Raw genomic sequence first — 25,312 nt, 5'->3', positions numbered from 1 at the left:
CATTTCGGACACGGTCCCCAAGCACACGAGAACCGCGCCGGATTGAAAGCCGTAGAGATCGAAGTGCCACCTGCTGACGTGCGGACAAATCAGCCGTCGGCCGTCCAGGTGTTGAGGAAATGTAGATGCAATCTGGTCTGGCTTGATCAAACACGGATAAGACCGGGAGATCCGCGCCGCATTGCCGACACGCTCAGCCGCGCCCGGGAGCAGGAGAACACACACTGGTCCTCCCCCAAGTGGCCGGAGGACCGTCGCCGAGTTCTGTCCGCCGCTACTGACCGGCACCTTCCACCTCATCGGCCCAAGTGAGCAGCCGCGCGTGCAGCGCGTCGACCTGGTCGGCGGTGAGCTTGTACGGTTCGTAGGCGGAGTCAGGAAATCGCCGTACCGCGCGTAGCGCCCCCGCGAAGATCGACGGGTCGAACCCAGGATCGTGATCGGCCGCCAGCTGCAGTAGCTCGCCGGTGGTGAAGCGGCCATCTTGAATGACCCCGTGTACGTCGATGTAGTCACGGACCTCCGCCCGACCGAACAGAGCACACAGCTTGTTCGCCACCGCGTCGGCGGGATGCAGGACCGGGCCGATCGCGAGCTGGACCGGCGGGTACGCCCGCCAGTCGACACCAAGTTCTACCGTGCTGGCGCTGCCCGTGGCCGGGTCCGCCACCGCCAGTCGGGCGAATGAGGCTCCCTTCCGCTCCACGGCGACGTCCAGAACATCGGCACGGAGCGCCGCCACCACGGCGGCCTGAGCTGCCGGGAAGTCAGACACTGCCGCCATGGTGGTGAACAGGTCCACGTCCTTGGAGACCCGGTCCACGAAGCCGTGCGCCTGCACCGCGTACCCACCGGCCAGGCAGAACCCGTACTCGGCTGCAGCCTTCAACGCGACCCGAGCCAGTCGCTGGTGAAACGGGTCCATCACGGCTCATGCTGCCCTGGGGAGATTCGGGAAACGAGACTCCCACAGCGTCCGGACCTTGGTTGGCAGCCACAGCTGGCGCCACACCCTGGCCAGGGTCGGACCATGGACGAAGGCGCGGAGATCCTCGACCCGCATCGACTCCCGGATCACCCGCTCGTACATAAGGTTGCGCTGGCGATCGTCGGACAGGTCGTAACGGCCCTGCTCAGACCAGTCCAGGCGCAACGGCAGCTCGACCACACCCCCGGTTGGTCCGGCCAGCTCCTCCAGCGAGTCCGGCACGGTGTACGGCCGGCCATCCTCGTACAGCACCCGCGCTTGTGCCATGCCGCCATTATCGCTCACGTCGGTGCTGCTTCACCGTACGGAGGAGTCCGGCGATGGCTGCCGGCGTGTCACCCGGCATGTACGTCCGGCTCTGGATGCTCGATGTACCTGACCGGGCTGACGGTCGGCAAGTGCAGCAGGACTTCCACGGATCCGCCGAGGTCGTCGAGCGCGAAGTAGTGCCGTTCGTCCTCATCGGGGTGGTACATGCCCGAGATGACTCGTACGGCGTGCCGGCCGGCCAGCCACTGCCCGACCGCGTCGGGTTTCGGGGCGGCGGTCAGGTTGACCGCGTACCCCGTGCCCAGCCTGGCCGCGACGTGGTCGAGGGTCTGGTCCAGGCTGCCGGGGCGGGGTGCCGGCAGGCGCAGGTCCCGGATGCGGCCGGACCCGAAGGTGGTCAGCAGGCAGCGGTAGCCCGTCCCGAGATGTGCGCGGAGTCGGGAGCCGAAGCTGGTCCCCCGGGCGGCAAGGTGACCGATCCCGTCCCAGACAACGGCTCGCCGGCCGGTGGCCCGCAGGTGTTCGACGAGCTGGTCTGCGGCGGCCGTCTCTTCGTCGTCGCCGTCGTGGCCCTGGCTGAGGGAGGTGGCGTGGAATCGCACGATGCGGTCGAGCGCCGCGAGCGCCCGGGCCGCGGCGTCGGAGCCGGGTTCGAGCACCTCCGCCGTCGCGGTACGGGCCTGCCGGGCCAGGTCGACGAAGGGCGCGCCGGTCCACCTGCCGTGGGCGCGTTCGACGTGTTCGCCGCCGTCGTGCGCGACCCGGATCGTCGCCAGGAGCGCCGATATCCGCTCGTGGTCGCGGGTGCCCGCTGTCAGGGCGAGGACCCGGTCGTAGTCGGCGGGCACCGCAGTGGGGCGGACGATCCCACGAATCTCCACGGGATCGGCCGGGTGGTTGGCGTTGTGGGCGCGCAACCAGAGCAGCGCGTGGCGCAGCGACTCGGTGCGCCACGGCCCCCATGCGTCGGCCAGGATCGCCTCGGGACCGGTATCTGACGTCTCCCCGGTCCTGGCCCACCGGTCGAGCCGTGCACCGATCTCGGTGGTGTCCTGGATGACGACGGTACGCACGCCTCGGGTCACCAACGCCTGGAGCAGGTCGACCTGCAGCTCGCTGACCTCGGCGCTCTCCCGGGTCGTCGGCGCGAGGCCGATGACGGTCGGCGCGGCATGCACATCGTGGTCTGCCCGGCTCGGCAGAAGGGCGTCGGCGAGGTCGGTCACGACGTCCCGCCACGGGGTGTCGCCGTACGGTCGCATCGGTCGGGCGTGGGTGGACAGCCAGTCGAGGACCGCCGCCGGAGCGTCGGCGCTCATCGGACGCTCCCGTCGGCGGCGGGCGCGCGGGTGACGTCGAGCGCCCCGGCCAGCTCGGCCAGCATGCGGGCGCGGGTCTCGACGTCTCCAGCCCTGGCCGCGTACCGCCCGTCGACGACCTGGTGCGGTGAGAGGTGCAGCGACGTTCCCACTGGGCGCATCCGCAGCTCCTCGGCCACCTGGCGCAGCTGCGCCACGGCGCGGCCGCCGCCGGAGATCCCGTAGCCGACGAAGGCCACCGGCTTGTCGTTCCACTCGGCGTACAGGTGGTCGAGGGCGTTTTTCAGTACGCCAGGGAAGGAGGCGTTGTACTCGGGGACGACCATGACGTACGCGTGGTAGCTGGCGATCGCGGCGGCCCAGCGGCGCGTGGTGTCGTGCTCGTAGCTGCCGAAGACGGCCGCGAGCGGCTCGCCCAGCATCGGCAGGTCGACGGTGGCCAGGTCGACCACTTCCAGGCGGAGCTCCGGCTGGCTGCGGTCCGACGCCACCCACTGGGCGATGGCCGGTGACCGCCGGGTGGGTCGCGTGCTGCCCGCGATCACTGCGACCCGCAGCGGTCGGTCCGGGGTGGCGACGTTGTCCGTTTCCATGCCGCTGACGGTAGAACTTGAACAATAGTTCAAGTCAAGCGACGATGTATCCATGTCCAACGCCACCGCCGCCCCGGCGACCCTGAGCGTGGGTGAGGTCGCGGCAGCCAGCGGAGTCGCCACCTCGGCCATCCGGTTCTACGAACGCCAGGGACTGCTCACCTCGGTCCGTACCAGCGGCAACCAGCGCCGGTACGACGAGTTCGCCCCCTGTGTGGTGCGGATCTGCCGGGTGGCGCAACGGGTCGGGCTCAGCGTGCAGGAGATCGTCGCGCTGTTCGCCGCCCTGCCGGCCAAACCCACCGAGGCCGACTGGCAGCAGCTCACCCGGGCGCTCGTCACCGAAGCGGAGCGCCGCATCGCCGAACTCCACGACGCGCTCGACGACATCGCCTCCGGAGAGCCGCTCTGCACACTACCGACGGGCGGGCGTCACGTACCGATGCCAGGCTGAGACGCAGGACGCCGTTCAGCCGGACACCAGGTGGTAGCCGGCCCCTCGGACGGTGCGTACCCGTGGCCCGTTCGGCAGCGCGGCGAGCTTGCGCCGCAGTCGCTTCACGGTGGCGTGCAGCGCGGCCCGGTCGTCCAGATAGGCGCCGCCCCAGACCGCCTCGAACAACTGCCGATACGTCCACAGCCGCAGCGGTGGGCTGGCCAGCCGCAGCAGCGTCGCCCGCTCCAACGGGGTGAGCGCCAGCGCCTCGCCGCGCCAGGTGACCTCGGTGGAGAGCGGATCGAGCAGCAGGTCACCGAGGTGGGTCGGCCCGTCGGCCACCGCCAATTCATCGGCCACCGCCGTCGACAGCAGCATGGTCCGCAGCTCGGTGAGGTTGTTGACGACCAGTACGGCGCCGAGGTCGTCGACCCGGGACACCAACCGCTCGCGTACCGCCGGGTCGGTGGACACGCACACCACCAACGGCACCTCGCCACCCGTCACCGCATCTCCCCCAGTGTGTTCCCGGGCCAGCCAACCTGCTGAAAGGCCCGACGTCAACGGCCTGGTGGGAGCCCTCCCAGCACCAGTCGCTGTCCCGGTATTGTCCGGCAATTGCCCACCTTGGTGCTTTCACCTGGTCCTCGGGACCCCGAGCATGGCCGGCAGGCGGGATCCGCCTGTCACCACTGTGAGGAGAACGATGATCCATCCACCTGGACGGACCGGCCCGCCACCAGCGGGTATCCGGTACGCCGCCGCGATCGTCCGGTACGTCGCCGCGACGCTGGCGGTCGTGTTCGGCGTCACCGCCGCCACCACGGCCGCCCCTGCCGCGTCGGCGGCCCCGGTCGGCGGCAACGGCGACGCCCCGGCGGCGGTCAGTGCCGAACTGCTGGCCGACCTCGCCGCCGACGGCACCACCAGCTTCATGGTCTACCTGCGGGAGACGGCCACCCTGGACACCGCAGCCCGGATCAGCGACCGGGCCCGGCGCTCCACCGTCGCGTACGAGCGGTTGACCGAGGTCGCCGAGCGCAGCCAACAGGGGCTGACCGCCGACCTGACCCGGCGCAAGGTGCCGTACACCAGCTTCTGGATCGCCAACGCGGTGCAGGTCACCGGGGACCGGGCGCTGGTCGACGCGATCGCCGCCCGGCCGGAGGTGGCGCGGGTGGAGCCGGTGCGCAGCCATGAGCTGATCGAGCCGGTCACGCAGCCGGCCGCCGCCGACGATCCGCAGACCCCGTGGGGGGTGGAGCAGATCGGCGCGCCCCGGGTCTGGTCGGAGTTCGGCGTACGCGGCGACACCGTGGTGATTGCCAGCATCGACACCGGAGTCCAGTTCGACCATCCGGCGCTGGTCGCCAGCTACCGGGGGAGCCTCGGTGACGGCACCTTCGACCACGACTACAACTGGTTCGACCCGTCCGGGGTGTGCCCGGACGCGACGCCCTGCGACAACCAGGGGCACGGCAGCCACACCGTGGGCACGATGGTCGGTGACGACGGCGCCGGTACCCGGATCGGGGTGGCGCCGGGGGCGCGGTGGATCGCGGCGAAGGGCTGCGAGTCCCGCAACTGCTCCGACCCGGCGCTGCTGGCCGCCGGCCAGTGGGTGCTGGCGCCGACCGACCGCAACGGCGAGAACCCGCGCCCGGATCTGCGGCCGGACATCGTGAACAACTCGTGGGGCGGTGGCCAGGCCGACCCCTGGTACGAGCAGGTGGTGACCGCGTGGCGGGCGGCCGGGATCTTCCCGGTCTTCTCGGCCGGCAACGACGGGCCGGCGTGCAACACCGCCAGCTCCCCCGGCGACTACCCGAGCGTCTACACGGTCGGCGCGCACGACGTCGACGGCACGATCGCGGGCTTCTCCAGCCGGGGCGCGTCCGGGGTCGACGGCCACATCACACCGGACATCGCCGCCCCCGGGGTGGGCACCGTCTCGGCGCTGCCGGGCAGCCAGTACGGCACCGCCGACGGCACGTCGATGGCGGCACCGCACGTCGCCGGCACCATCGCGCTGCTGTGGTCGGCCGCGCCGGCACTGCGTAACGACTACGACGCGACGGTCGCCTTGCTGGACCGTACCGCGATCGACGTCGACGCGACCGAATGCGGCGGCACCGTGGCGGACAACAACCTGGCCGGCGAGGGTCGGCTGGACGCGTACCAGGTGGTGGCGCAGGCGCCGCGGGCGCAGACCGGCCGGCTGACCGGCACGGTGACCGACGCGGCGGACGGCTCCCCGGTCGCCGGGGTGACCGTGACGGTCGCCGGCCGCAGTGTGCAGACCGGACCCACCGGCGGGTACGCGACGTACCTGCCGGCCGGAACGCACCCGCTGACCGTGTCCGGGTTCGGCTGGGCCACCCGGACGCTGACGGTGGCGGTCGGCTCCGCGCCGGTGGTCCAGGACGTCGCCCTCGACGCGGTGCCGCTGGTCACCCTCTCCGGTCGGGTCACCGACGGCTCCGGGCAGGGCTGGCCGCTGTACGCGCGGATCGAGATCGCCGGCCGCCCCGGCCACCCGGTCTTCACCGACCCGACCAGCGGGCGGTACGCCGTACCGGTGCCCCGGCACGGCACGTACCAGTTGACGGTGACCCCGCTGTACCCCGGCTACCGGACGGTGACCACCGAGGTGGCGGTCGGCGGCCAGGCCCGAAGGGCGAACCTGGTGGTGGCGGCGCACATCGCCTGCACCGCCCCCGGCTACACGGCCGACACCGGCGCTACGGTGTTCGCCGCCGACTTCGCCGCCGAGCCGGCCGGCTGGTCGATCGTGGACCGCACCGACGGCGGCGGCTGGACCTTCACCGACCACCACCAGCGGGGCAACCTGACCGGCGGTACCGGCGGGTTCGCCATCGTCGACAGCGACGGCCACGGCGTCGGCCGCAGCCAGGACACCCTGCTGCACACGCCGATGATCGACATCTCGCAGATCGCGGCACCGGTGCTGCGGTTCCGCACCGACGCGTGGATCGCCGGCAACGGCGACGTCGCCGCGATCGACGTGTCGACCGACGGCACCGAATGGGTCAACGTCTCTCAGGTGACCGAGAGCGTACGCGGGCCGCAGCTGGTGGAGATTCCGCTGGCCCCGGTGGCCGGTGCCGACCAGGTGCAGGTCCGGTTCCGTTACCGGGGCGGGTACAGCTGGTGGTGGCAGGTCGACGACGTGGCGATCGTCGACCGGACCTGCACGCCGGTCGACGGCGGGCTGATCGCCGGGTTCACCAGCGACGCGAACACCGGGACGCCGGTGGTCGGGGCACGGGTCGCCGACCCGCAGCGCCCGGACGAGTACGGCACGTCGGCGGCCACCCCGGCCGATTCTACGGTGCCGGACGGGTTCTACTGGTTCTTCGCCGGAGGGGCCGGGCAGCAGCGGTCGTTCGTTGCCGAGGCGGCCCCGTACCAGCAGCGGAAGCGGACCGCGTCGGTGATCGCCGGCGGTGCCCGGCGGGTCGACTTCGACCTGCGCAGTGGACAGCTGGCAGTCTCCGGCGCACCGGTCGCGGCGGAACTGACGGCCGGCGGCAGCGGCAGCGCCGAAGTCACCGTCCGCAACACCGGGACCGCACCGGTGACGGTGACGGTGCTGCAGCGGCCCGCCGCGTCGGCCACGCCGCCGCTGTCCGGGCAGCCGCCGTGGCAGCGGCTGGCCGACGCGCCGGACGGGTTGTCCGACAACGCCGCCGTGGTGCTCGACAACATCGTCTACTCGATCGGCGGCGGCACCCACCTGGGCACCACCCGGCAGGCGTGGGCCTACGACCTGGTCGCCGACTCCTGGCAGCGGCTGCCGGACCTGCCCCGGGACCGGGGCAAGCCGGCGGTGGCGGCGGTCGACGGCGAGGTGTACGTGTTCGGCGGCTGGGACACCGAGTTCCGGCCGCAGTCGGCGGTCGACGTGTACGACCCGGCGACCGGGGTGTGGCGCAAGCTCGCCGGGGTGACCAACCCCGCCCCCCGGGCGGCGGCCGCGGCGGTGGTCGTCGAAGGGCTGATCTACCTGGTCGGCGGCTGCCGGGACGACCTGTGCCGGGCGTCGGCCGACGTGCTCGCGTTCGACCCGGCGACCGGCACGTTCCGGGCCCGCGCCGACTACCCGCACGAGGTGGCGTGGCATGCCTGCGGCGCGATCGACCAGCGGATCTACTGCGCGGGCGGGTACAGCCACGACGGCGACTACGCCGACACCCTCGCCTACGACCCGGACACCGACCGCTGGTCGGCCCGCGCGGCCATGCCGGAGCACGTGACCGGCGCGGCGTACTCGGTGGCCGCCGGCCGCCTGGTGCTGGCCGGCGGCATGCTCTCCGGCGGGGAGATCACCGATCACACCATCGGGTACGACCCGGTGGCCGACGCCTGGCAGGAGCTGGCCCCGACCGGGCAGGCCGCGTCCCGGGGTGCCGGCGCCTGCGGTGGGCTGGCGATCGGCGGCATGTCGCCGCAGTGGGCGGCCGTGCCGTCGATCTCTCAGTGGTCCGGGGCGGACGGCTGCACACCGCCGGCCGAGGTGCCCTGGCTGCGGGTACGCCCGGCCAGCTTCACGTTGGCGCCGGGCGCGTCGAAGGCCGTCACGCTGCGGTTCACCGCCAACGCCGCGACCGGGGTCGACGGGCCCGGCCGGTACACCGCCACGCTGGCACTGCGGGCGCAGACCCCGTACCCGGTGTTGACGGTGCCCGTGGGCTTGACGGTGCGGCAGCGGTAGGTCGTACCCGGTGAGTTGTCCGGGGTAGCTGGTGCGGGGCGGCGATCCATCGACGCCGCCCCGCACCGCCGGTTGTCGGTACGGCACGAGACGCCACCGGCCATTAACCAGCTCGTTGCTGCACCGCAACCGTACGTTGCGGGAACACCCAGCTACCCCGGATAGTTTCGGCCTCCATGCGTGTCAGCCCGCCCCTGCGTAACAGCGAGCAGGAGGCGCCTACCCTGGTAACCTCGCCGCGCCCGACACGCGAGCGCAGCCCGTACATCGATGCGCTGCGGGCGTTGGCGATCGTGCGGGTCTACCTGCTGCACACCCTGTGGCTGACCTGGCTGCCGCTGGCGTTCCCGGCGATGCCGGTGATGTTCGCGCTGGCCGGCTACCTCACGGCCGTGTCGCTGGACCGAGGTACGCCGCTGCGGGTGGTCGGCTCGCGGCTGCGCCGGCTGCTGCCACCGCTGTGGGCGCTCGCCGCGGTCGCCGTACCGCTGATGGTCCTGGTCGGCTGGCGGCCCAGCCTGCTGGACGTGACCTGGTGGGTGGTGCCGCTGCGCAACCCGCCGTCCAGTGAGTGGGGCGGGCCGTTCTCGCTCGGGCTGTGGTACATCCGCGCCTACCTCTGGCTGGTGCTGCTCTCCCCGCTGCTGTGGTGGGCGTTCCGGCGCTGGCCGGTCGGCGCGCTGCTGACGCTGTCCGCGTTCGCCGTGCTGTTCGCTTCGCCGCTGGTCGACCTGCAGATGAACCCGGTCACCGACGTGTTCTGGTCCACCGCCGCGTACGGCACCTGCTGGCTGGTCGGCTTCGCCCGGCACACCGGGCTGCTGGATCGGGTGCCGCTGAGGTGGTACGCGCTCGGCGTCGGCACGCTGGCGATCGGCGCGATGATGTGGCTGGCCGAGCGGGGCGAGGACGACCGGCTCGGCGCGCTGGTGTGGGGGTGGGCGGTGGTGCTGCTACTGATGCGGGCCCGGCCCCGGCTGGACTGGCTCACGCAGGTGCCGTGGCTGGCCCGGCTGATCCGCATGGTCAACGCTCGGGCGGTGACCATCTACATCTGGCACCTGCCGGTGCTGTACGCCGCCAGTGGGCTCCTCACTCTGACCGGTCTCTACGCCGGTAAGGCGGCCATCCTCGGCGTCGGCACCGTGCTGCTGGTCGTCGTGGTGCTGGCTTTCGGCTGGGTCGAGGACCTGGCCGCCCGCCGCCGCCCGTCACTGCTACCACCCAGTTGACGCCGCGCACCAGTCGGCTGACTCCGTTCGTCGCCGGGCCGGCGGAATGCGCCCCGGTAGGCGTACGGGCTGGTGCCGACGATCCGTTTGAAGCTCTCCCGGAACGCGGTCGGTGAACCGAAGCCGACCCGGCGGCTGATCTGTTCGACCCCGTCGTCGGTGGCTTCCAGCAGATGCTGGGCCTGCCGGATCCGGGCCTCCTGTAACCAGCGCAGCGGCGGGACGCCGGTGTGTTCCCGGAAGCGTCGGTGCAGGGTTCGAGGGCTCATGCCGGCCCGGTCGGCGATCCGGGCCAACGTCAACGGTTCGGCCGCCTGCTCACGCAGCCAGTTCAGCAGCGGTTCGATCGCCGGCTCGGGCGGTGCCGGCGGTGCCTGGGCGGGGATGAACTGGGCCTGCCCGCCGCTGCGTTCCAGCGGCATCACCGACAGCCGGGCGGCGTCGGCCGCCGCCGCCGAGCCGTGGTCGCGGCGGACCAGATGCAGGCAGAGGTCGAGGCCGGCGGCGGCCCCGGCGGAGGTGAGGATCTGCCCGTCGTCGACGTAGAGCACGTCCGGGTGGACCCGGACGGCCGGGTAGCGGGCGGCCAGGTCGGCGGCGGCGCGCCAGTGGGTGGTGGCCGGTCGCCCGTCGAGCAGGCCGGCGGCGGCCAGGACGAACGCGCCGGAGCAGATCGAGGCGATCCGGGTGCCGGCGTCGGCGGTGGCACGCAGCGCGGCCTGCACCGGCTGCGGCACCGGGGCCGACAAATCGGCGCAGCCGGGGACAATCACCGTGTCGGCGGTGGCCAGCGCGGTCAGGTCGGCGGCGGGTCGCAGGGTGAACGCGCCGGCGTCCACCTCGGCGGTGGCCGCGCAGACCACCACCTGGTACGCGGCCCGGCCGTCGGGCAGCCGCAGCCGGCCGAACACCTCGATCGGGGTGGACAGGTCGAACGGGATGACCCCGTCGAGGGCGAGGATCGCGATCCGGTGCACGTCGACGACGGTACGCCGACGGTGGCGAGAATCCGTTGACCTGTGTCCTTCCTGCCACTCCTCGCGTCACGAAACCACCCATACCGTCGCGTCGTGACGAAATTTCTGCTCTCCGTACATGTGCTCGCAGCGATCGTGGCGATCGGCCCGGTGACCGTCGCAGCCAGCATGTTCCCGGCCGCCGCCCGGCGGGCGATCGCCGACCCACGCGACGCCGCCGCCCACACGACCCTGCGCACGCTGCACCGAATCTGCCGGGTGTACGCCGCCGTCGGGATCGTCGTGCCGGTCTTCGGTCTGGCCACCGCCACCAGCCTCGGGGTGCTCACCGACACCTGGCTGCTCGTGTCGATCGCGCTCACCGCGATCGCCGCCGCGCTGCTGGTGCTACGGGTCCTGCCCCGCCAGCAGATGCTGCTGACCGGGATCGACGCTCCCGGCACCCAGCCGGAGCCGACGGCGACCGCAACAGGGGCAGCGACCGCGAGTACACCGACCACCGCGCCACAGCGGCTGGCGGCGTACACCGGGGTGTTCAACCTGCTCTGGGCGACGGTCACGGTGCTGATGATCGTCCGTCCCGGCTCGACGACCGGGGTGTGAGGATGTCGGGCAGTCTGCGGCTGTTGCGGATCGCCGCCGGAGTCGAGATCACCACTCTGATCGTGATGCTGGCCAACCTGGCCACGGTGCACTGGCCGGCCGTGTCGTCGCTGCTCGGCCCGACCCACGGGGCGGCGTACCTGCTGGTGGTCGTCGCCACCGCGCAGCAGCCGGCCGCGCCGACATCGACCCGGCTACTCAGTCTGCTGCCCGGCGTCGGCGGCCTGCTGACGCTGCGGGCACTGGCCGCGCACCGTCGACCGGCACCGGACGCACCGGCGCAGAGTTGAACGGCACCGGCCCCGTCAGCGGAGTGCGTCGTCGGCGAGCCGGGCGTGCACGCCGACGACGCCGTTGACGATCTGCGTCACCCGTACGTCGACGACGACGCTGGCCAGGGCGACCGCGTCGCCCCGGGACAGCCCGTGCCGGCGGGACATCAGGGTGATCATCGCGTCGAGCGCGTCGGCGGCCGCAGTGTCGAGGGTGTCGCCCAGGCCGAGGGTCAGCCAGGCACCGTCGACCCGGGCCACCGGGCCGGTCAGCGGCCGGTCGTCGACCAGATCGAAGGTGAGCTGGACCCGGTCCATCAGGCATTCGATCGCCGTACCGCAGATCTCGCCGTCGCCCTGGGCGGCGTGGCCGTCGCCGACGGAGAACAGCGCGCCGTCGACCGTGACCGGCAGCAGCAGGGTGCTGCCGGCGACCAGGTCCTTGCAGTCCAGGTTGCCGCCGCAGCGCCGGGGCGGGATCGTCGAATGCTCGCCGGGCTGCGCCGGCGGCATGCCGAGCACCCCGAGGAACGGCCGCAACGTCACGGTGTGGCCGAGCTGGTTGCGTCCGGTGCCGGCGGCCGGGTCCAGCTGCCAGGTGTGCACCGTCTCGGTGCCGGCGATCCCGTACCGCTCGCTGTGTGGGGTCAACGCGCTGCCGGCCAACGTGGTGCCCCACTCGGCCGGCAGCACCTCGTCGATCCGTACCGACAGGGTCGTCCCGGGCCGGGCGCCGCGCACCGCGATCGGCCCGACCAGCGCATGACCGAACCCCGGCCGGTACGCCGCGTGCCGGGGCCGCTGGTCGTGCGGCCCGCCGGCGTACGGACCGGCCGACCACCAGCAGTCCAGGGTACGGACGGTGACCGTGTCGCCGGGGTCGATGGTGAGCACCGGCGGATAGTCGGGTGAGAAGTAGCCGTGCAGGGTCCGGGTGTTCGGCTCCAGGGTGTGCCGCATCGCCGCAGGTTACCGCCGCCGGTCCAGGTGACGCAGCTAGCGCCGCCGGTCCAGGTAGCGCAGCGACCGGCGCAGGTAGCTGCGCGGGTTGGTGTCCAGCTGCCGGGCCCAGCGGGGCGGCAGGTCGTCGCGCAGCCAGGCGTACCGGCCCAGCGCGTAGCCGTACATCGGCTCGGTGAGATAGCCGAGCCGGCTCGACTGCCAGCCGCCGGCCCGGCCCCGGTAGTCGAAGGCGGCGTTGGCGGTGAAGATGCCGAGTCCGAAAAAGACAGTGGTGAGGTCGGTGAGCGGCTCGTGGTCGGCGGCGTCGGGGCGGTGCCGGCCCTCGCCGATCAGGCGTTCGTGGGCCAGCTCGTGGGCGATGGTGGCGACCAGCGCCATCGGCTGGCGGGCCTGCGCCCCGGCGATGGTGATCACGCCCCGGCCGCCCCGACGTACGTAGTGCCCGGCCGCGCCGGAAGCGGCCTGCGCGTACGCCGGCAGGCTGGCCAGTAGCGCGGCTTCGGTGTCGTCGGCCGGCTCGAAGACCAGTTCGACCCGGTCCGGGTCGACGGCCATGTGCCGTGCGACGCGGTGCAGCACCGCCGCCACGTCGGCCCGGCTGCCGTGGTAGGCACCGGGGAAGAACTCGTCGGTGGGCAGCACCACCGGTCCGCGCAGAGCCGGCTCGCCGAACTCGCGGATCAGCCAGGACAGTGACTCGTCGATCCAGTCCCGCTCGGTCTCCCGGACCGGGCACGCCCCGCTGAACAGCATCGACACACCTCCCCTTACGGTTTGCTGCCGTCAGAATCCCCGACCGGGTGCGGCGGCGGGTGCCCGGCGGCGGTCGGATAGGCGACAGCGGTCACGGCCCGGCGGCCGGCGTATCGTCGGGCGCTGTGACTGGCGTGCCCTACTCGTTCTGTTCGTCGTGCGGTGCCCGCTACCCGGCCGACGCCGGCTGGCCCCGGTCCTGTGACCACTGTGGGCAGCAGGTCTGGCGTAATCCGACACCGGTGGCGGTCGCCGTGGTGCCGGTGACGACTCCACAGGGGATCGGTGTGGTGGTGCAGCGCCGCGACATCGAGCCGGCACGCGGCGAGCTGGCGTTGCCGGGCGGTTTCATCGAGTACGGCGAGGACTGGCGCACCGCGGTGGTCCGCGAGCTGCGCGAGGAGACCGGCCTGGCCGGGCGGTCCGACCAGGTGCAGTTGTACGCCGTACGCAGCGTGCCCAACGGTGCGAGCCTGCTGATCTTCGGGGTGCTGCCGCCCCGACCGGCGCAGGCGTTGCCGGTGTCGGCGGCGACCGAGGAGGCCACCGAGTGGCTGGTGGTGACCGAGCCGGTCACGCTCGCGTTCCCGTTGCACACCGAGGTGCTGGCCCACTACCTGACCGATCCGACGGACCCGGCGACGCTCGGTACCCTGTGGGCGTGAGCGACCTTCCTGACCGGCTGCCTCCTGACGGGCTGCGGGCCTCCGACGCCGACCGCGAGCAGGTGGCGGAGGTGCTGCGGGCCGCGGCCGCCGAGGGCCGGATCGATCTGCCCGAGCTGGACGAACGACTCGGCCGGGTGTACGCCGCCCGGACGTACGCGGAGTTGGAGCCGCTGACCCGGGACATTCCCCGTGCGGTGTCCGACACGGTGGCCCGGCGTGGCGAGCACGGCCTGGCGCCGTCGCGTCCGTCGCAGTGGGCGGTCGCGGTGATGAGCGGTTTCGACCGGCGTGGCCGGTGGGTGGCACCGGGCATTCTGCGGGCCTTCGCCTTCTGGGGCGGCGGCCGGATCGACCTGCGGGAGGCGCGGTTCGACGCGAACGCGATCCGGATCCGGGCCTGGGCGATCATGGGCGGGATCGAGATCGTGGTGCCGGACGACGCCGAGGTGTCGATCTCCGGTGTCGGCCTGATGGGCGACTTCGGTCAGCGGGCCGCCGGGCTGGGCAGCCCTGGTGGGCCGAGAATCCACATCAACGGGCTGGCGTTCTGGGGCGGTGTGTCGGTCAGACGTCGGGGCCGGCCGGGACGCTGATCGCGGCGACGATCAGGCCGTTGCGGGCCAGCCACCGGCCGGTGAACCCGGTCAGCGGCGTGCCGTCGGGCAGCGCCGGGCCGGGCACCAGCAGCCGGGCGGTGAAGTCCCCGTCGACGGCGGCACCGGGGCCGGGAGCCACGGCGGGACCCAGGCCGGGAGCCACGGCGGCACCCGGGCCGGGAGTCGCCTCGACGTACGCCTGCTCGAAGCCGAGCCAGCTTTCGGCCAGCGGATACCACGCCTTGTAGACGGCCTCCTTGGCGCAGAACAGCAGCCGGTCCCAGTGCACCTGCGGGTGGCTGTCCCGACTGGCGGCCAGCCAGGTGAGTTCGTCGGGCACGGTGATGCTGTTCAGCACTCCGGAGGGCAGTGGTTCGTGCGGTTCGGCGTCGATGCCGACCGCGGTGAGGTCGGCCGACCGGGCCACCACCGCCGCGCGGTAGCCGGCGCAGTGGGTGATGCTGCCGACCACCCCGGCCGGCCAGCGGGGTTCGCGGCGCGCTCCGGACGGCACCGGTACGCCGGGGAAGCCCAGCTCGGCGAGAGCTTCGTGGGCACAGCGGCGAGCGGTGCCGAACTCGCGGCGGCGCTTGTCCACCGCGTTGCCGACCACGGCCGTCTCCTCGGGGAACAGGGTGACCGGGACGCTGTCGTCGAACGCCTCGCGGGCGACCGCCGTGGCTGGCAGCAGTGCCTCGATCATCCCGCTCCGCCCTCCGTCACGGTCGTGGCAGGTGGTCGGGTGTCATTGGCAGACCCGCCATTCGCCGTTCTCCTCGACCAGTCTGACGGTCTCCTGCCGCTGCGCGCCACCGTCGTAGGTGACTTCGACGGTGACGGCGCCGGACGTCCGCCCGTTGGTGGTCGACACGTTGACGCCGATGATGTCGTACCCGGCGATCTGCCCGGCGGCGGACTCCTGCTGGACGTACTCCGTCTCGGACAGGGCGTCCCGGCGGTCCTGACACAGTCGTTGGTAGGCACCGGCGTAGTCGCCGGCGGACAGCGCGTCGAAGTGGGCGGTGGTGGCGTCGCGGGCCGGCTCGGTGGCCGCCGACACGGTCCGGTACAGCCAGAAGCCACCCCCTGCGACGCCGACGCAGCAGAGCAGGACGACGGCGAGCACGACAGCGACGATGATCACGGTCGTCCGCCGGCCGCGGCTCGGCCCAGCGGGTGACGGCGGTGGTGGCGGCCCCGGCGGTTGGTAACTCATGATCGGGATGCTAGAGGCCGCCCGCCACCTGCCGGACGGGGACGGCTACCCCGTATGGGACCGGGCGAGACGCCGGTGCTTCTGGTCGTCGGTACGCCGGGCGAGCGCCCGCAGCTCGGCGGGACCGCTCTGCGGCTGGTGGGCGCACCAGGCGGTCAGCAGCCGGGCGGCGCTGTCCGGATCGCTGTCGGCGGCGACCGCCACCACCACCTCGGCGGTCTCGTCCAGCAGGTCCGCGACGGTCGGCACCACCACGCCCTGTTCGCGCAGGTGGTGCCCGACCAGCATGGCACCGAGCGGCGTCAGGCTGATCCTGTCGTCGTCGGTGAGCCGGACCGCGCCGAGGTCGGCCAGCTGCGCGAAGAGCCGGTCGGCGTCGTTGTGGGCGGACTGGCGCCAGGCCTGCTGCTGCTCCTCGGTGCCGCCATACGGCACCAGCATCGACTTCTCCAGCGCCTGGTGCAGCAGCTCGCGCAGGGCCGGGACCGGCAGCGGTTCGGCGGACGAGTAGATGGTGAGTGCCGTGATGACGACGGCGTCGTCGAACCGCCACCGCATCAACGACTCACGCCAGCCGCTACCGCACACCGCCGCCCCGATCTCGGGCAGCGTCGCGTACAGCCGGTGGGCCAGGGCGAGCGGGTCGGTCAGCAGCTTCGCCGCGCTCTTGACCGGCACGAGCCGTCCCTTGACCATCCGGACCACGCGAGCGGCCCGAGCCCAGGCGACGACCACCGAGAGTCCGTACAGCTCCTCGCTGCTGCGGGTCTTGAACACCCGGTCACCGATGGCCGGGTCGATCACGTCTGCGGTGTCGAGCAGCGGGACCAGTTCCCGGGCGTCGGCCAGCCGCAGGTTGCCGTTCGGGGTCAGGGTTCGACCCGGTCCCACCCAGGCCACGAACTGCCGGACCCGGTGCAGGATCGTCGACGCTTCGGCTGCCGGGCGCAACTCGGCGTCGTCCGGGACGGTCACCAGCGGCAGGGTCGGTGGACGTTGCGCGCCGTCGGATGCCGCCCGGTGGTTGGCCATGATTTGGTTGAGCAGGTCCTGGTCGACGGAGATCCGGCCGGCGTGCACGTCGGCGATGAACGCCTGGGCGGCCGCGTTGTCGGTCGGATCGACGCCTTCGCGCATCATCCGGGTGGTCCAGTACTTCGCCGGACCGTAGCGCCGCTCGTCGGCCAGCGCCTCGGCGACCGGTCCGGCCAGCTCGTCGAGCGTGGTGTGCAGCAGGTCCCGGTCGGCGCAGTGCCGGTCGGCGAACCCTTCGTCGAACAGGAAGTCGACGAATCCCCGTACGCTCGGCACGACGGCGTCCCAGTCGTCCGGGTGCATGGTGACGTGTCGGGGGAACCCGTCGAGCAGCGCGGCGGTGAGGTCGTCGGGGTGCCACCGGCCGAGCAGACCGTCACCGTGACTCCACCGGTACTCCAGCAGTGTCTCGATCACGAACGGGTCGAGCTCGGTGCGCCGCTGCCGACGCGCCCACTTGCCGACCCGGCCGACCAGCCGTTGCCGGGCGTGGTGGAAGGTGTCGGGGTCCGCCGACGTGTAGACCGTCCTCATGCCGCGCGACCCTACCGTCCGCCGCTGCCCGAGGCGGAGGGGCCATGCCGATGGGCATCTTGACGGCGGGGTACGCCCCGGTTAACACTCTCGCAACCGCCGAGTCACGGCGACGAATCGGGTGAACTCTGACCCGACCACCGTCCGCCAGGTGTTGTTAACGCTAACAACTGCTGATACCGACGCTCAGACCGCAAATCCGGACGCCTCCCAGGAGGAGACACTCATGCCGCAGCGGGATCGACCGCGTACCGCCCCACCTCGACGAACAGCCCTGGCGTCGCTCGCCGCCCTCGCCCTCACCGCCAGCCTGCTGGCCGCCGGCCCGACCACCGCCACCGCGGCCGGACCGACCGACGGACTCGTCCTCTGGTACGAACTGGACGCCACCGCCGGAACCGTCGCCACCGACACGTCCGGCAACGACCGGCACGGCACCGTGCACGGTGCCGCCGCCTGGTCCGGCGCCGAAGGGCTCGGCCTCAACGGCAGTGACACGTACGTGGACCTGCCCGACGACGTGCTGCGCGACCTCGACTCGGTCACCGTGGCGATGGACGTGTTCATCGACCCGGCCCAGGTCACCCCGTACTTCATCTTCGGGATGGGCAACACCAGCGGCGGCACCGGCGACGGATACCTGTTCGCCACCGGCGACCAGTTCCGCGCCGCCATCGCCAGCGGCAACTGGTCCACCGAGCAGAACACCCGACCGAACCCGTCCCGCAACCTCGCCCGGGGCGTCTGGAAAAACCTCACCTACACCCAGACCGGCAACACCGCAGTGCTCTACGAAGACGGCGTCGAGGTCGGCCGCAACACCGCGGTCACCATCACCCCGGCGTCGATCGGAGACGGCACCACCACCGCCAACTACATCGGACGCTCGGTCTACACCGGCGACCGCCACCTCGCCGGCCGGGTGCGTGACTTCCGCATCTACGACCGGGCGGTCACCGCCGACGAGGCCGCCCAGATCGGTGAACGCGCGGCCGCCGCGGTCGTCGCCCACGACGCGGCCGCGCTGGATCTCGGCGACACCAGCCGGATCACCGCCGACCTCACCCTGCCGGTCACCGGGCCGGGCGGCTCGGGCATCGACTGGACCTCCAGCGACCCGGCGGTGGTCACCACCGACGGTACGGTGACCCGACCGGAAGTCGGCGAACCAGACGCCCAGGCCACGCTCACCGCCACCCTGCGCCGGGGCACCGTCACCGACAGCAGGAGCTTCGAGGTGACCGTACTGGCTGAATTCGACGACGCACGAATCGTCGCCGACGCCGCCGCCGCGCTGACCGTGCACAACGTCGACGACGTACGCGGCAACCTCACCCTGCCCACGGCGGGGGCCGCCGGCACAGCGGTCGCCTGGACGTCCAGCGACCCGGCGGTGATCGCCACCGACGGCACGGTGACCCGACCAGCGGCCGGAGCCGGCGACACCACCGTCACGCTGACCGCCACCGTCACCCGCAACGCGGCCAGCGCCACCCGCGAGTTCACCGCCACCGTGCCGGCGCTGCCGGCTCCGGCCGACCGCACCGGCTACCTGTTCAGCTACTTCACCGGGGAGGGCACCGCCGACGGCGAGCAGGTCTACTTCGCCCTCAGCCAGGGCAACGACCCGCTGCGCTGGCAGCAGCTCAACGACGGCCGGCCGGTGCTCACCTCGACGCTCGGCGAGCAGGGCCTGCGGGACCCGTTCATCATCCGTTCCCCGGACGGCGACAAGTTCTACCAGATCGCCACCGACCTGCGGATCCACGGCAACGGCGACTGGGACGGCGCGCAGCGCCACGGCAGCAGGTCGATCATGGTGTGGGAATCCACCGACCTGGTCGACTGGACCGACCAGCGCCTCGTGCAGGTCTCCCCCGACACCGCCGGCAACACCTGGGCGCCGGAGGCGTACTACGACCCGACGATCGGCGCGTACGTCGTCTTTTGGGCGTCCAAGCTGTACGCGGCCGACGACCCGGACCACACCGGGAACACCTACAACAAGATGTTGTACGCCACCACCCGCGACTTCCACACCTTCTCCGAACCGCAGGTGTGGGTCGACCCCGGCTACTCGGTCATCGACTCGACGGTGATCGACCACGACGGCGTCTACTACCGGTTCACCAAGGACGAACGCAACAACTCGTCGTCGACGCCGTGCAGCAAGTTCATCCTGGCCGAGACGTCGACGTCACTGCGCGACACCGGCTGGGACTTCCTGGCCGACTGCATCGGCCAGGGCGTGATGTCCCAGGGTGAAGGACCCACCATCTTCAAGTCGAACACCGAGGAGAAGTGGTACCTGTTCATCGACGAGTTCGGTGGGCGCGGCTACCTCCCGTTCGAGACCACCGACCTCGCCTCCGGGGTATGGACGCCGTCGAGCGACTACGCGCTGCCGGCCAGGCCCCGGCACGGCACCGTACTGCCGGTCACCCGGGCCGAGTACGACGCGCTGCTCGCCGCGTACGGACCGGACCCGGGGCCGGAGCCGCCGGCCGACGGACTGCTGCTGCACTACGAGTTCGACGAGGCCGGCGGCAGTGTCGCCACCGACTCGTCCGGGCAGGGCCGGCACGGCCGCTACGAGCGGACCCCGGCGTTCGGCACCGGCGTCGACGGCGGCTCGTTCAAGATGAGCGGCGGCGGCAGCGGCTCGACCACCGCGCCGTACGTGACGATCCCCAACGGGGTGTACGCCGGGGTCACCAGCACCACCGTGGCGACCTGGGTCAAATGGGACGCCTCCAGCACCGCCAACCAGTGGATCTACGGACTCGGTCCAAACAGCGACCGCTACCTGTTCAGCACGCCGCGCAGCGGCGGCGGGGTGCTGTTCTCAGCGATCACCACCGGCAGTTGGCAGGCCGAGAAGCAGCTGCGGGCGTCGTCGGCGCTGACCGGCGACGAATGGAAGCACCTCGCGGTGACCGTCGACTCGGCCACCCGTACCGCCGTCATGTATCTCGACGGGGTCGAGATCGCCCGGGCCACCGACGTAGCGGTCCGCCCGTCGGACCTGCACGACCCGACCCGCGACTACGCTGGCTACATCGGACGCTCGCTGTACGGCGCGGACCCGTACTTCGCAGGGGAGGTGGACGACTTCCGGATCTACAACCGGGCGTTGACCGCCGACGAGGTGTACGCCCTGGGCGGCGACCCGGCGGCGATCACCGGCGCCACCGTGGCGCAGCTCAAGGTGGACGCCATCATCGACGCCGACACCCGACGGATCATCCTGCCGGTCCGGCCGGACACCGACCTGACCGCCCTGGCCCCGGAGCTCACCCTGGCCCCCGGCGCCACCGTCGCGCCGGCATCGGGCACCGTACGGGACCTGAGCACACCGGTGACGTACACGGTCACCGGCGCCGACGGCTCCACGGCGACCTGGACCGTCGAGGCCCGGCTGATGCGTTCGCCGGTGCTGCCCGGCCTGTACGCCGACCCGAACATCGCGGTGTTCGGCGACCGGTTCTACCTCTACGCCACCACCGACGGGTTCGCCGGCTGGAGCGGCACGAAGTTCTCGGTGTTCTCCTCGGCGGACCTGGTGAACTGGACCGACCACGGGGTCATCCTGGACCTGGAGACCGACGTCGACTGGGCGGACAACAGTGCCTGGGCGCCGACGATCGCCGAACGCGACGGCAAGTGGTACTTCTACTTCAGTGGCGGGAAGGCCACCGGCGACACCGGCAAGCACCTGGGTGTCGCGGTCGCCGACTCACCGACCGGGCCGTTCCGCGACGCGCTCGGCGAGCCGCTGGTGTCGGCCGGGACGTACTCCGGCCAGATGATCGACCCGGCGGTGTTCACCGACGACGACGGCCGGTCCTACCTGTACTGGGGCAACGGCGCCTCCTACCAGGTGCCGCTGAACGACGACATGGTGTCGTTCGACCCGACCGCGGTGCGCACCTACCGGCCGGACGGCTACAACGAGGGCACCTTCGTGATCAAGCGTGACGGCCGTTACTACTTCATGTGGTCGGAGAACGACACCCGCAGCGAGGACTACCAGGTGGCGTACGCCGTCGGTGACTCGCCGCTCGGGCCGTGGGGTCCCCGGGAGGGTGTCATCCTGCGCAAGGACCTGTCGTTGGGCGTCAAGGGCACCGGGCACCACTCGGTGGTACGGATCCCCGGCACCGACGACTGGTACGTCGCGTACCACCGGTTCGCGATCCCGGACGGGGACGGCACCCACCGGGAGACGACCATCGACCGGCTGCGCTTCGCCGCCGACGGCTCCATCGTCCCGGTGGTGCCGACCCTGGAGAGCGTCGAGCCGATCCGGCCGGTCAACACCGCGCCGACGGTGATCGCCGTCACCGGTGCGGCCGGGCCGGTCGCCGCCGGCACCGAGGTCAGGGTCACCGCGACGTTCACCGACGCCGGCGCGGACGACACGCACCGGTGCGTGCTGGTCTGGGGCGACGGCACCGTCGACGCCGGCACGGTCGACGGGTCGGCCTGCGTCGCGGCGCACACGTACGCCGAACCGGGTGTGTACCGGCCGACGGTCACGGTGATCGACGACCGGGATGCCGCGCACACTCTGGCCGGCGGGTATCTGGCGGTACGCCGGACCGACGGCGGGTACGTGGCCGGCTCCGGCTGGATCACCTCACCGGCCGGGGCGTACGTCGCCGACGCGCGGGTGGCCGGGCGGGCCGAGTTCGGGTTCGTTGCGGCCACCGGCCCGGAGACGACCGGGCCAGGTCCGGTGGCGCTGCGGTTGCGCCTCGGCGAGTGGGAGTTCGCCGCCACCAGCCACCGTGGGTACGTCGTCGACGGTCCACAGGTGCGGTTCAACGGCCGGGGGACGGTCAACGGCGCCGGCGACTACGAGTACCTGGTCGGGTTGAACGACGAGGCGCTGCGGGAGCAGGGCAAGGACCGGTTCTGGATCCGGATCCGGGAGGCGGCCACCGGGACGGTCGTCTACGACAGCCGGACCAACGCCAGCACAACCGCGCTCGGCGGCGGAGCGGTCGTCGTCGACGTCTCGTGACGCGGCTGGGGCGCTACCCGTACGGGTAGCGCCCCAGCCTGTGGGTTCCGCCGATCACTTGGCCAGCGGCTGGCCCTGCTTGTCGGTGAACTTGCCGATCAGGATGACGATGAAGTCGATCAGCGCCCAGAGGCCCAGTCCACCGAAGGTGACCAGCATCAGAACGCCGGTCCCGATCTTGCCAACGTAGAACCGGTGCGCTCCGAACCCACCGAGGAAGAAGCTGAGCAGCAGCGCGACGAGCCAGGACTTCTGCTCGGTGGCCGGTACGGCCGTGGTCTGCGACATGTATACCTTCCAAAATAGACAATCGGCACGCGGTCCCCCGTGACCGATGTGGTGGTTCGTCGTCCAGGACCGGTCGGTCTGGACAGCGACACGGCACAGTACCGCAGAACGGGCCGCAGGGGTGACCGGTCCACCAGCGCTCGGCGTCGATTCGGTGGTACACCGAGGGCCGCAGGTTCGGGCCAGCCGACCGGCCCGGCAGTACTTCCCGGCTACGGACCACCGGCGCGCGGACTCACCAGGGCGGCCGGTCACCAGCTGTCATGATCCGCGCCGGGCTATCGTTACCGAGGCCAGCGAGGCGAGGCACCGACGAGAGACGAGGGGAGCGGGTAGATGACGCTGCGCGATCATGCGTTCTGGCTGCGTACCCCGGGCACCGGCGAGATCCGGCCGGTCGAGGTCGATTCGCCCGGCCCCGGCGAGGTCCTGGTGCGGACCCGGTTCACCGGGCTCAGCCGGGGCACCGAGACGCTGGTCTTCCGGGGCGAGGTGCCGCCCAGCCAGTACGCCGCGATGCGCGCCCCCTATCAGGACGGCGACTTCCCCGCACCGGTCAAGTACGGCTACCTCAACGTCGGACAGGTCGAGCAGGGCCCAGCCGAGCTCGTCGGGCGTACCGTCTTCTGCCTCTACCCGCACCAGACCCGCTACGTCGTGCCGGCCGACGCGGTCACCGTGGTCCCGGACAGCGTGCCGCCCCGCCGCGCCGTGCTCGCCGGCACGGTGGAGACCGCGGTCAACGCCCTGTGGGACGCCGCTCCCCTGCTCGGTGACCGGATCACCGTGGTCGGCGCCGGCATGGTCGGCGCCACCGTCGCCGCGCTCGCCGCCCGGTTCCCCGGCGTACGGGTCGAACTGGTCGACATCGACCCCGCACGGGCCGTGACCGCCGCCGCGCTCGGCGTCGGCTTCGCCCACCCGGACGCCGCCACCGACGGGTGCGACCTGGTGTTCCACGCCAGTGCCACGTCGGCCGGGTTGACCCGGTCGCTGGAGTTGCTCGCCGCCGAGGGCACGGTGGTCGACCTCAGCTGGTACGGCGACCGCCCGGTCACCGTGCCGCTCGGCGAACACTTCCACTCCCGCCGGTTGACCGTACGTAGCAGCCAGGTCGGCCGGGTCGCCCCGGCCCGGCGCGAGCGGCACGGGTACGCCGGACGGCTCGCTCTCGCCTTGGACCTGCTCGCCGACGAGAGGTTCGACACGCTGCTGACCGGCGAGAGCAATTTCACCGACCTGCCCGGAGTGCTGCCCCTGCTCGCGGCCGGCGAGTTGCCGGCTTTGTGCCACGTGATCCGCTACCCGACTGGAGGATGAGAAATGTTCAGCGTCACCGTACGTGACCACATCATGGTCGCCCACAGCTTCACCGGTGACGTGTTCGGCCCGGCGCAACGGCTGCACGGGGCCACCTTCGTCGTCGACGCTACCTTCAAGCGCACCGACCTCGACAGCGACAACATCGTCGTCGACATCGGTCTGGCCACCGAGCAGCTCAAGGCCGTACTGGCCGAGTTGAACTACCGCAACCTCGACGACGAGCCGGCGTTCGCCGGGGTCAACACCTCCACCGAGTGGCTGGCCAAGTTGATCGCCGACCGGCTGGCCGACCGGGTACACGCCGGCGACCTCGGTGCCGGTGCCCGTGGGCTGACCGCAATCGGCGTCACCCTGCATGAGTCGCACATCGCCTGGGCGAGCTACGAGCGGGCGCTCTGACGTCGATGGTCGTCGTGGTACTGCCCGGCAATGTGGACGACCCGACCGCCCCCAGCGGTGGCAACGCCTACGACCGGCAGGTCTGCGCCGGTCTGGTCGCGACCGGACGACCGGTACGGGAGATCGCTGTCCCCGGTGCCTGGCCGCGCCCGGACCGGACCAGCCGGGCCGCGCTCGCCGGCCTCCTCGCCACCCTGGCCGACGGCACGGTGGTGCTGATCGACGGTCTGGTCGCCTGCGGGGTGCCCGAGGTGGTCGGACCGCACGCCGACCGGCTACGGCTGGCCGTGCTGGTCCACCTGCCACTGGCCGACGAGACCGGGCTGGACCCGGCCGAGGCGGCCGCCCTGGAGCTGGCCGAACGCGCGGTGCTCGGCTCGGCGGCGGCGGTGATCGCCACCAGCGACGCGACGGCACGCCAACTCGCCACCCGCCACAGCCTGTCCGCCGACCGAATCCGGGTGGCGCTCCCGGGTGTCGCACCGGCACCCCTGGCCAGCCGGGACCCGGCCGGCCGACGGCTGCTCTGCGTCGCGTCGGTCACCCCCCGTAAGGGCCACGACGTACTCGTCGAGGCGCTCGCCACCGTCACCGACCTGGGCTGGGAATGTGTCTGCGTGGGAGCGCTGACCGCCGCCGCGTACGTCGACCAGGTCCGGCAGCGGATCGCGTACCACCGGCTCGGGGACCGCGTCACGCTGGCCGGGCCCCGGGCGGCGGCGACGTTGGCCGGCACTTACGCCGACGCCGATCTGCTCATCCTGCCGTCGCACGCCGAGACGTACGGCATGGTGGTCACCGAGGCGCTGGCCTGCGGCATCCCGGTACTGGCCAGCGATGTCGGCGGGGTGCCGCAGGCGGTGGGTCGCACCGACGCGGGTGAGCGCCCCGGCCGGCTGGTACCGCCCGACGACCCGGCGGCGCTCGGTGCGGCGGTACGCCGCTGGCTGACCGACGGCGACGAGCGGGAGCGGTTGCGGGCGGCCGCCGTCGCGCGCCGGGCCGGGCTGCCTGATTGGGCGGACACCGCCACCAGGGTCGGCGCGGTACTGCACGAACTGGGTTGGCGCTGACGGCGGCGCCCCG

General features: G+C 72.1%; 22 protein-coding genes and 1 pseudogene. 11 read left to right on the top strand and 12 right to left on the bottom strand.

Annotation, left to right across the window (positions count from 1 at the left end; genetic code table 11):
• Positions 1-274 precede the first annotated feature (274 nt).
• From O7610_RS02645 to O7610_RS02630, 4 genes are all read right to left on the bottom strand, one after another.
• Entirely contained in the window at positions 275-925 is a 651-nt protein-coding gene (locus O7610_RS02645) for a nucleotidyl transferase AbiEii/AbiGii toxin family protein (RefSeq protein ID WP_289212561.1), read from the bottom strand.
• Positions 926-931: 6 nt separating this feature from the next.
• Positions 932-1,255 carry a hypothetical protein gene (locus O7610_RS02640; RefSeq protein ID WP_281554162.1) on the bottom strand — a complete coding sequence of 108 codons (324 nt, stop codon included), beginning with the start codon at positions 1,253-1,255 and terminating at the stop codon, positions 932-934.
• A 68-nt stretch (positions 1,256-1,323) separates the two neighbouring features.
• Positions 1,324-2,577: an erythromycin esterase family protein gene (locus O7610_RS02635; protein WP_289212560.1), complete on the bottom strand. Its 1,254-nt coding sequence runs from the start codon at positions 2,575-2,577 to the stop codon at positions 1,324-1,326.
• On the bottom strand, positions 2,574-3,170 hold the full coding sequence (locus O7610_RS02630) for an NADPH-dependent FMN reductase (RefSeq protein WP_289212559.1): 597 nt from the start codon (positions 3,168-3,170) through the stop codon (positions 2,574-2,576). Before O7610_RS02630 ends, O7610_RS02635 begins: the two co-directional genes overlap by 4 nt.
• Positions 3,171-3,222: 52 nt before the next feature.
• On the opposite strand from O7610_RS02630, the gene O7610_RS02625 reads away from it, so the two are divergent.
• Positions 3,223-3,624 carry a MerR family DNA-binding transcriptional regulator gene (locus tag O7610_RS02625; protein WP_281554158.1) on the top strand — a complete coding sequence of 134 codons (402 nt, stop codon included), beginning with the start codon at positions 3,223-3,225 and terminating at the stop codon, positions 3,622-3,624.
• A 15-nt stretch (positions 3,625-3,639) separates the two neighbouring features.
• Here the strand turns inward: O7610_RS02625 and O7610_RS02620 are convergent, their stop codons facing one another.
• Positions 3,640-4,113: a winged helix-turn-helix domain-containing protein gene (locus O7610_RS02620; protein WP_289212558.1), complete on the bottom strand. Its 474-nt coding sequence runs from the start codon at positions 4,111-4,113 to the stop codon at positions 3,640-3,642.
• A 199-nt stretch (positions 4,114-4,312) separates the two neighbouring features.
• On the opposite strand from O7610_RS02620, the gene O7610_RS02615 reads away from it, so the two are divergent.
• Both O7610_RS02615 and O7610_RS02610 read left to right on the top strand, forming a co-directional pair.
• Positions 4,313-8,341, top strand: coding sequence for a S8 family serine peptidase (locus tag O7610_RS02615; protein WP_289212557.1), 4,029 nt, complete (start codon positions 4,313-4,315; stop codon positions 8,339-8,341).
• A 176-nt stretch (positions 8,342-8,517) separates the two neighbouring features.
• Positions 8,518-9,447 (top strand): annotated as a pseudogene (locus O7610_RS02610) (acyltransferase family protein); the annotation flags it as partial.
• 2 nt (positions 9,448-9,449) lie between these two features.
• On the opposite strand, the gene O7610_RS02605 reads toward O7610_RS02610, so the two are convergent.
• Positions 9,450-10,550 (bottom strand): GlxA family transcriptional regulator, encoded by a 1,101-nt coding sequence (locus O7610_RS02605; RefSeq protein WP_348651192.1) that lies wholly within the window; start codon positions 10,548-10,550, stop codon positions 9,450-9,452.
• Positions 10,551-10,643: 93 nt separating this feature from the next.
• On the opposite strand from O7610_RS02605, the gene O7610_RS02600 reads away from it, so the two are divergent.
• Together O7610_RS02600 and O7610_RS02595 are read left to right on the top strand one after the other, a co-directional pair.
• Positions 10,644-11,153 (top strand): hypothetical protein, encoded by a 510-nt coding sequence (locus O7610_RS02600; protein WP_281567386.1) that lies wholly within the window; start codon positions 10,644-10,646, stop codon positions 11,151-11,153.
• Positions 11,154-11,155: 2 nt separating this feature from the next.
• Positions 11,156-11,443 carry a DUF3817 domain-containing protein gene (locus O7610_RS02595; RefSeq protein ID WP_281567387.1) on the top strand — a complete coding sequence of 96 codons (288 nt, stop codon included), beginning with the start codon at positions 11,156-11,158 and terminating at the stop codon, positions 11,441-11,443.
• Between the two features lie 15 nt (positions 11,444-11,458).
• Here O7610_RS02595 and O7610_RS02590 read toward each other — a convergent pair whose 3' ends face one another.
• A complete protein-coding gene (locus tag O7610_RS02590) occupies positions 11,459-12,385 on the bottom strand; it encodes an acetamidase/formamidase family protein (RefSeq protein ID WP_289212555.1) in 927 nt (308 codons plus the stop codon).
• A 36-nt stretch (positions 12,386-12,421) separates the two neighbouring features.
• Positions 12,422-13,141, bottom strand: a complete 720-nt coding sequence (locus O7610_RS02585; protein WP_281554151.1) for a hypothetical protein — start codon at positions 13,139-13,141, stop codon at positions 12,422-12,424.
• Between the two features lie 125 nt (positions 13,142-13,266).
• On the opposite strand from O7610_RS02585, the gene O7610_RS02580 reads away from it, so the two are divergent.
• Complete coding sequence (locus O7610_RS02580; protein ID WP_281554150.1) at positions 13,267-13,806, top strand: NUDIX domain-containing protein; 540 nt, start codon at positions 13,267-13,269, stop codon at positions 13,804-13,806.
• The gene (locus O7610_RS02575; RefSeq protein ID WP_281554149.1) at positions 13,803-14,402 is read left to right on the top strand and encodes a DUF1707 SHOCT-like domain-containing protein; all 600 of its coding nucleotides are present in this window, start codon (positions 13,803-13,805) and stop codon (positions 14,400-14,402) included. Before O7610_RS02580 ends, O7610_RS02575 begins: the two co-directional genes overlap by 4 nt.
• Here the strand turns inward: O7610_RS02575 and O7610_RS02570 are convergent.
• From O7610_RS02570 to O7610_RS02560, 3 genes are read right to left on the bottom strand one after another with little or no spacing between them, the layout of a single operon-like run.
• On the bottom strand, positions 14,374-15,108 hold the full coding sequence (locus tag O7610_RS02570) for a 4'-phosphopantetheinyl transferase family protein (RefSeq protein ID WP_289212554.1): 735 nt from the start codon (positions 15,106-15,108) through the stop codon (positions 14,374-14,376). The two genes, O7610_RS02575 and O7610_RS02570, sit on opposite strands and share 29 nt — an antisense overlap.
• 42 nt (positions 15,109-15,150) lie before the next feature.
• Positions 15,151-15,621 carry an Rv0361 family membrane protein gene (locus O7610_RS02565; protein ID WP_289212553.1) on the bottom strand — a complete coding sequence of 157 codons (471 nt, stop codon included), beginning with the start codon at positions 15,619-15,621 and terminating at the stop codon, positions 15,151-15,153.
• A gap of 45 nt (positions 15,622-15,666) precedes the next feature.
• On the bottom strand, positions 15,667-17,190 hold the full coding sequence (locus tag O7610_RS02560; protein WP_289212552.1) for a hypothetical protein: 1,524 nt from the start codon (positions 17,188-17,190) through the stop codon (positions 15,667-15,669).
• A gap of 226 nt (positions 17,191-17,416) precedes the next feature.
• Here O7610_RS02560 and O7610_RS02555 point away from each other — a divergent pair, with 226 nt between their 5' ends.
• Positions 17,417-22,216, top strand: a complete 4,800-nt coding sequence (locus O7610_RS02555; RefSeq protein ID WP_289212551.1) for a family 43 glycosylhydrolase — start codon at positions 17,417-17,419, stop codon at positions 22,214-22,216.
• Between the two features lie 54 nt (positions 22,217-22,270).
• Here O7610_RS02555 and O7610_RS02550 read toward each other — a convergent pair whose 3' ends face one another.
• On the bottom strand, positions 22,271-22,504 hold the full coding sequence (locus tag O7610_RS02550) for a TM2 domain-containing protein (protein WP_281554144.1): 234 nt from the start codon (positions 22,502-22,504) through the stop codon (positions 22,271-22,273).
• Between the two features lie 336 nt (positions 22,505-22,840).
• Here O7610_RS02550 and O7610_RS02545 point away from each other — a divergent pair, with 336 nt between their 5' ends.
• From O7610_RS02545 to O7610_RS02535, 3 genes are read left to right on the top strand one after another with little or no spacing between them, the layout of a single operon-like run.
• Positions 22,841-23,824: a zinc-dependent alcohol dehydrogenase gene (locus O7610_RS02545; protein ID WP_289212550.1), complete on the top strand. Its 984-nt coding sequence runs from the start codon at positions 22,841-22,843 to the stop codon at positions 23,822-23,824.
• A 3-nt stretch (positions 23,825-23,827) separates the two neighbouring features.
• Positions 23,828-24,226: a 6-pyruvoyl trahydropterin synthase family protein gene (locus O7610_RS02540; protein ID WP_281554142.1), complete on the top strand. Its 399-nt coding sequence runs from the start codon at positions 23,828-23,830 to the stop codon at positions 24,224-24,226.
• Positions 24,223-25,299 (top strand): glycosyltransferase family 4 protein, encoded by a 1,077-nt coding sequence (locus O7610_RS02535; protein ID WP_475054827.1) that lies wholly within the window; start codon positions 24,223-24,225, stop codon positions 25,297-25,299. Before O7610_RS02540 ends, O7610_RS02535 begins: the two co-directional genes overlap by 4 nt.
• Positions 25,300-25,312: the final 13 nt, after the last annotated feature.

This window comes from Solwaraspora sp. WMMA2065 (genome assembly GCF_030345075.1).
Lineage (GTDB): Bacteria > Actinomycetota > Actinomycetes > Mycobacteriales > Micromonosporaceae > Micromonospora_E.
This window is presented reverse-complemented; position numbering and strand designations above follow the sequence as displayed.

Bases quoted from the DNA above. Each gene is read 5' to 3' on its own strand.
- O7610_RS02645 (WP_289212561.1), bottom strand. From the start codon at position 925: ATGGACCCGTTTCACCAGCGACTGGCTCGGGTCGCGTTGAAGGCTGCA.
- O7610_RS02640 (WP_281554162.1), bottom strand. From the start codon at position 1,255: ATGGCACAAGCGCGGGTGCTGTACGAGGATGGCCGGCCGTACACCGTG.
- O7610_RS02635 (WP_289212560.1), bottom strand. From the start codon at position 2,577: ATGAGCGCCGACGCTCCGGCGGCGGTCCTCGACTGGCTGTCCACCCAC.
- O7610_RS02630 (WP_289212559.1), bottom strand. From the start codon at position 3,170: ATGGAAACGGACAACGTCGCCACCCCGGACCGACCGCTGCGGGTCGCA.
- O7610_RS02625 (WP_281554158.1), top strand. From the start codon at position 3,223: ATGTCCAACGCCACCGCCGCCCCGGCGACCCTGAGCGTGGGTGAGGTC.
- O7610_RS02615 (WP_289212557.1), top strand. From the start codon at position 4,313: ATGATCCATCCACCTGGACGGACCGGCCCGCCACCAGCGGGTATCCGG.
- O7610_RS02595 (WP_281567387.1), top strand. From the start codon at position 11,156: ATGTCGGGCAGTCTGCGGCTGTTGCGGATCGCCGCCGGAGTCGAGATC.
- O7610_RS02590 (WP_289212555.1), bottom strand. From the start codon at position 12,385: ATGCGGCACACCCTGGAGCCGAACACCCGGACCCTGCACGGCTACTTC.
- O7610_RS02585 (WP_281554151.1), bottom strand. From the start codon at position 13,141: ATGCTGTTCAGCGGGGCGTGCCCGGTCCGGGAGACCGAGCGGGACTGG.
- O7610_RS02570 (WP_289212554.1), bottom strand. From the start codon at position 15,108: ATGATCGAGGCACTGCTGCCAGCCACGGCGGTCGCCCGCGAGGCGTTC.
- O7610_RS02565 (WP_289212553.1), bottom strand. From the start codon at position 15,621: ATGAGTTACCAACCGCCGGGGCCGCCACCACCGCCGTCACCCGCTGGG.
- O7610_RS02560 (WP_289212552.1), bottom strand. From the start codon at position 17,190: ATGAGGACGGTCTACACGTCGGCGGACCCCGACACCTTCCACCACGCC.
- O7610_RS02555 (WP_289212551.1), top strand. From the start codon at position 17,417: ATGCCGCAGCGGGATCGACCGCGTACCGCCCCACCTCGACGAACAGCC.
- O7610_RS02550 (WP_281554144.1), bottom strand. From the start codon at position 22,504: ATGTCGCAGACCACGGCCGTACCGGCCACCGAGCAGAAGTCCTGGCTC.
- O7610_RS02545 (WP_289212550.1), top strand. From the start codon at position 22,841: ATGACGCTGCGCGATCATGCGTTCTGGCTGCGTACCCCGGGCACCGGC.
- O7610_RS02540 (WP_281554142.1), top strand. From the start codon at position 23,828: ATGTTCAGCGTCACCGTACGTGACCACATCATGGTCGCCCACAGCTTC.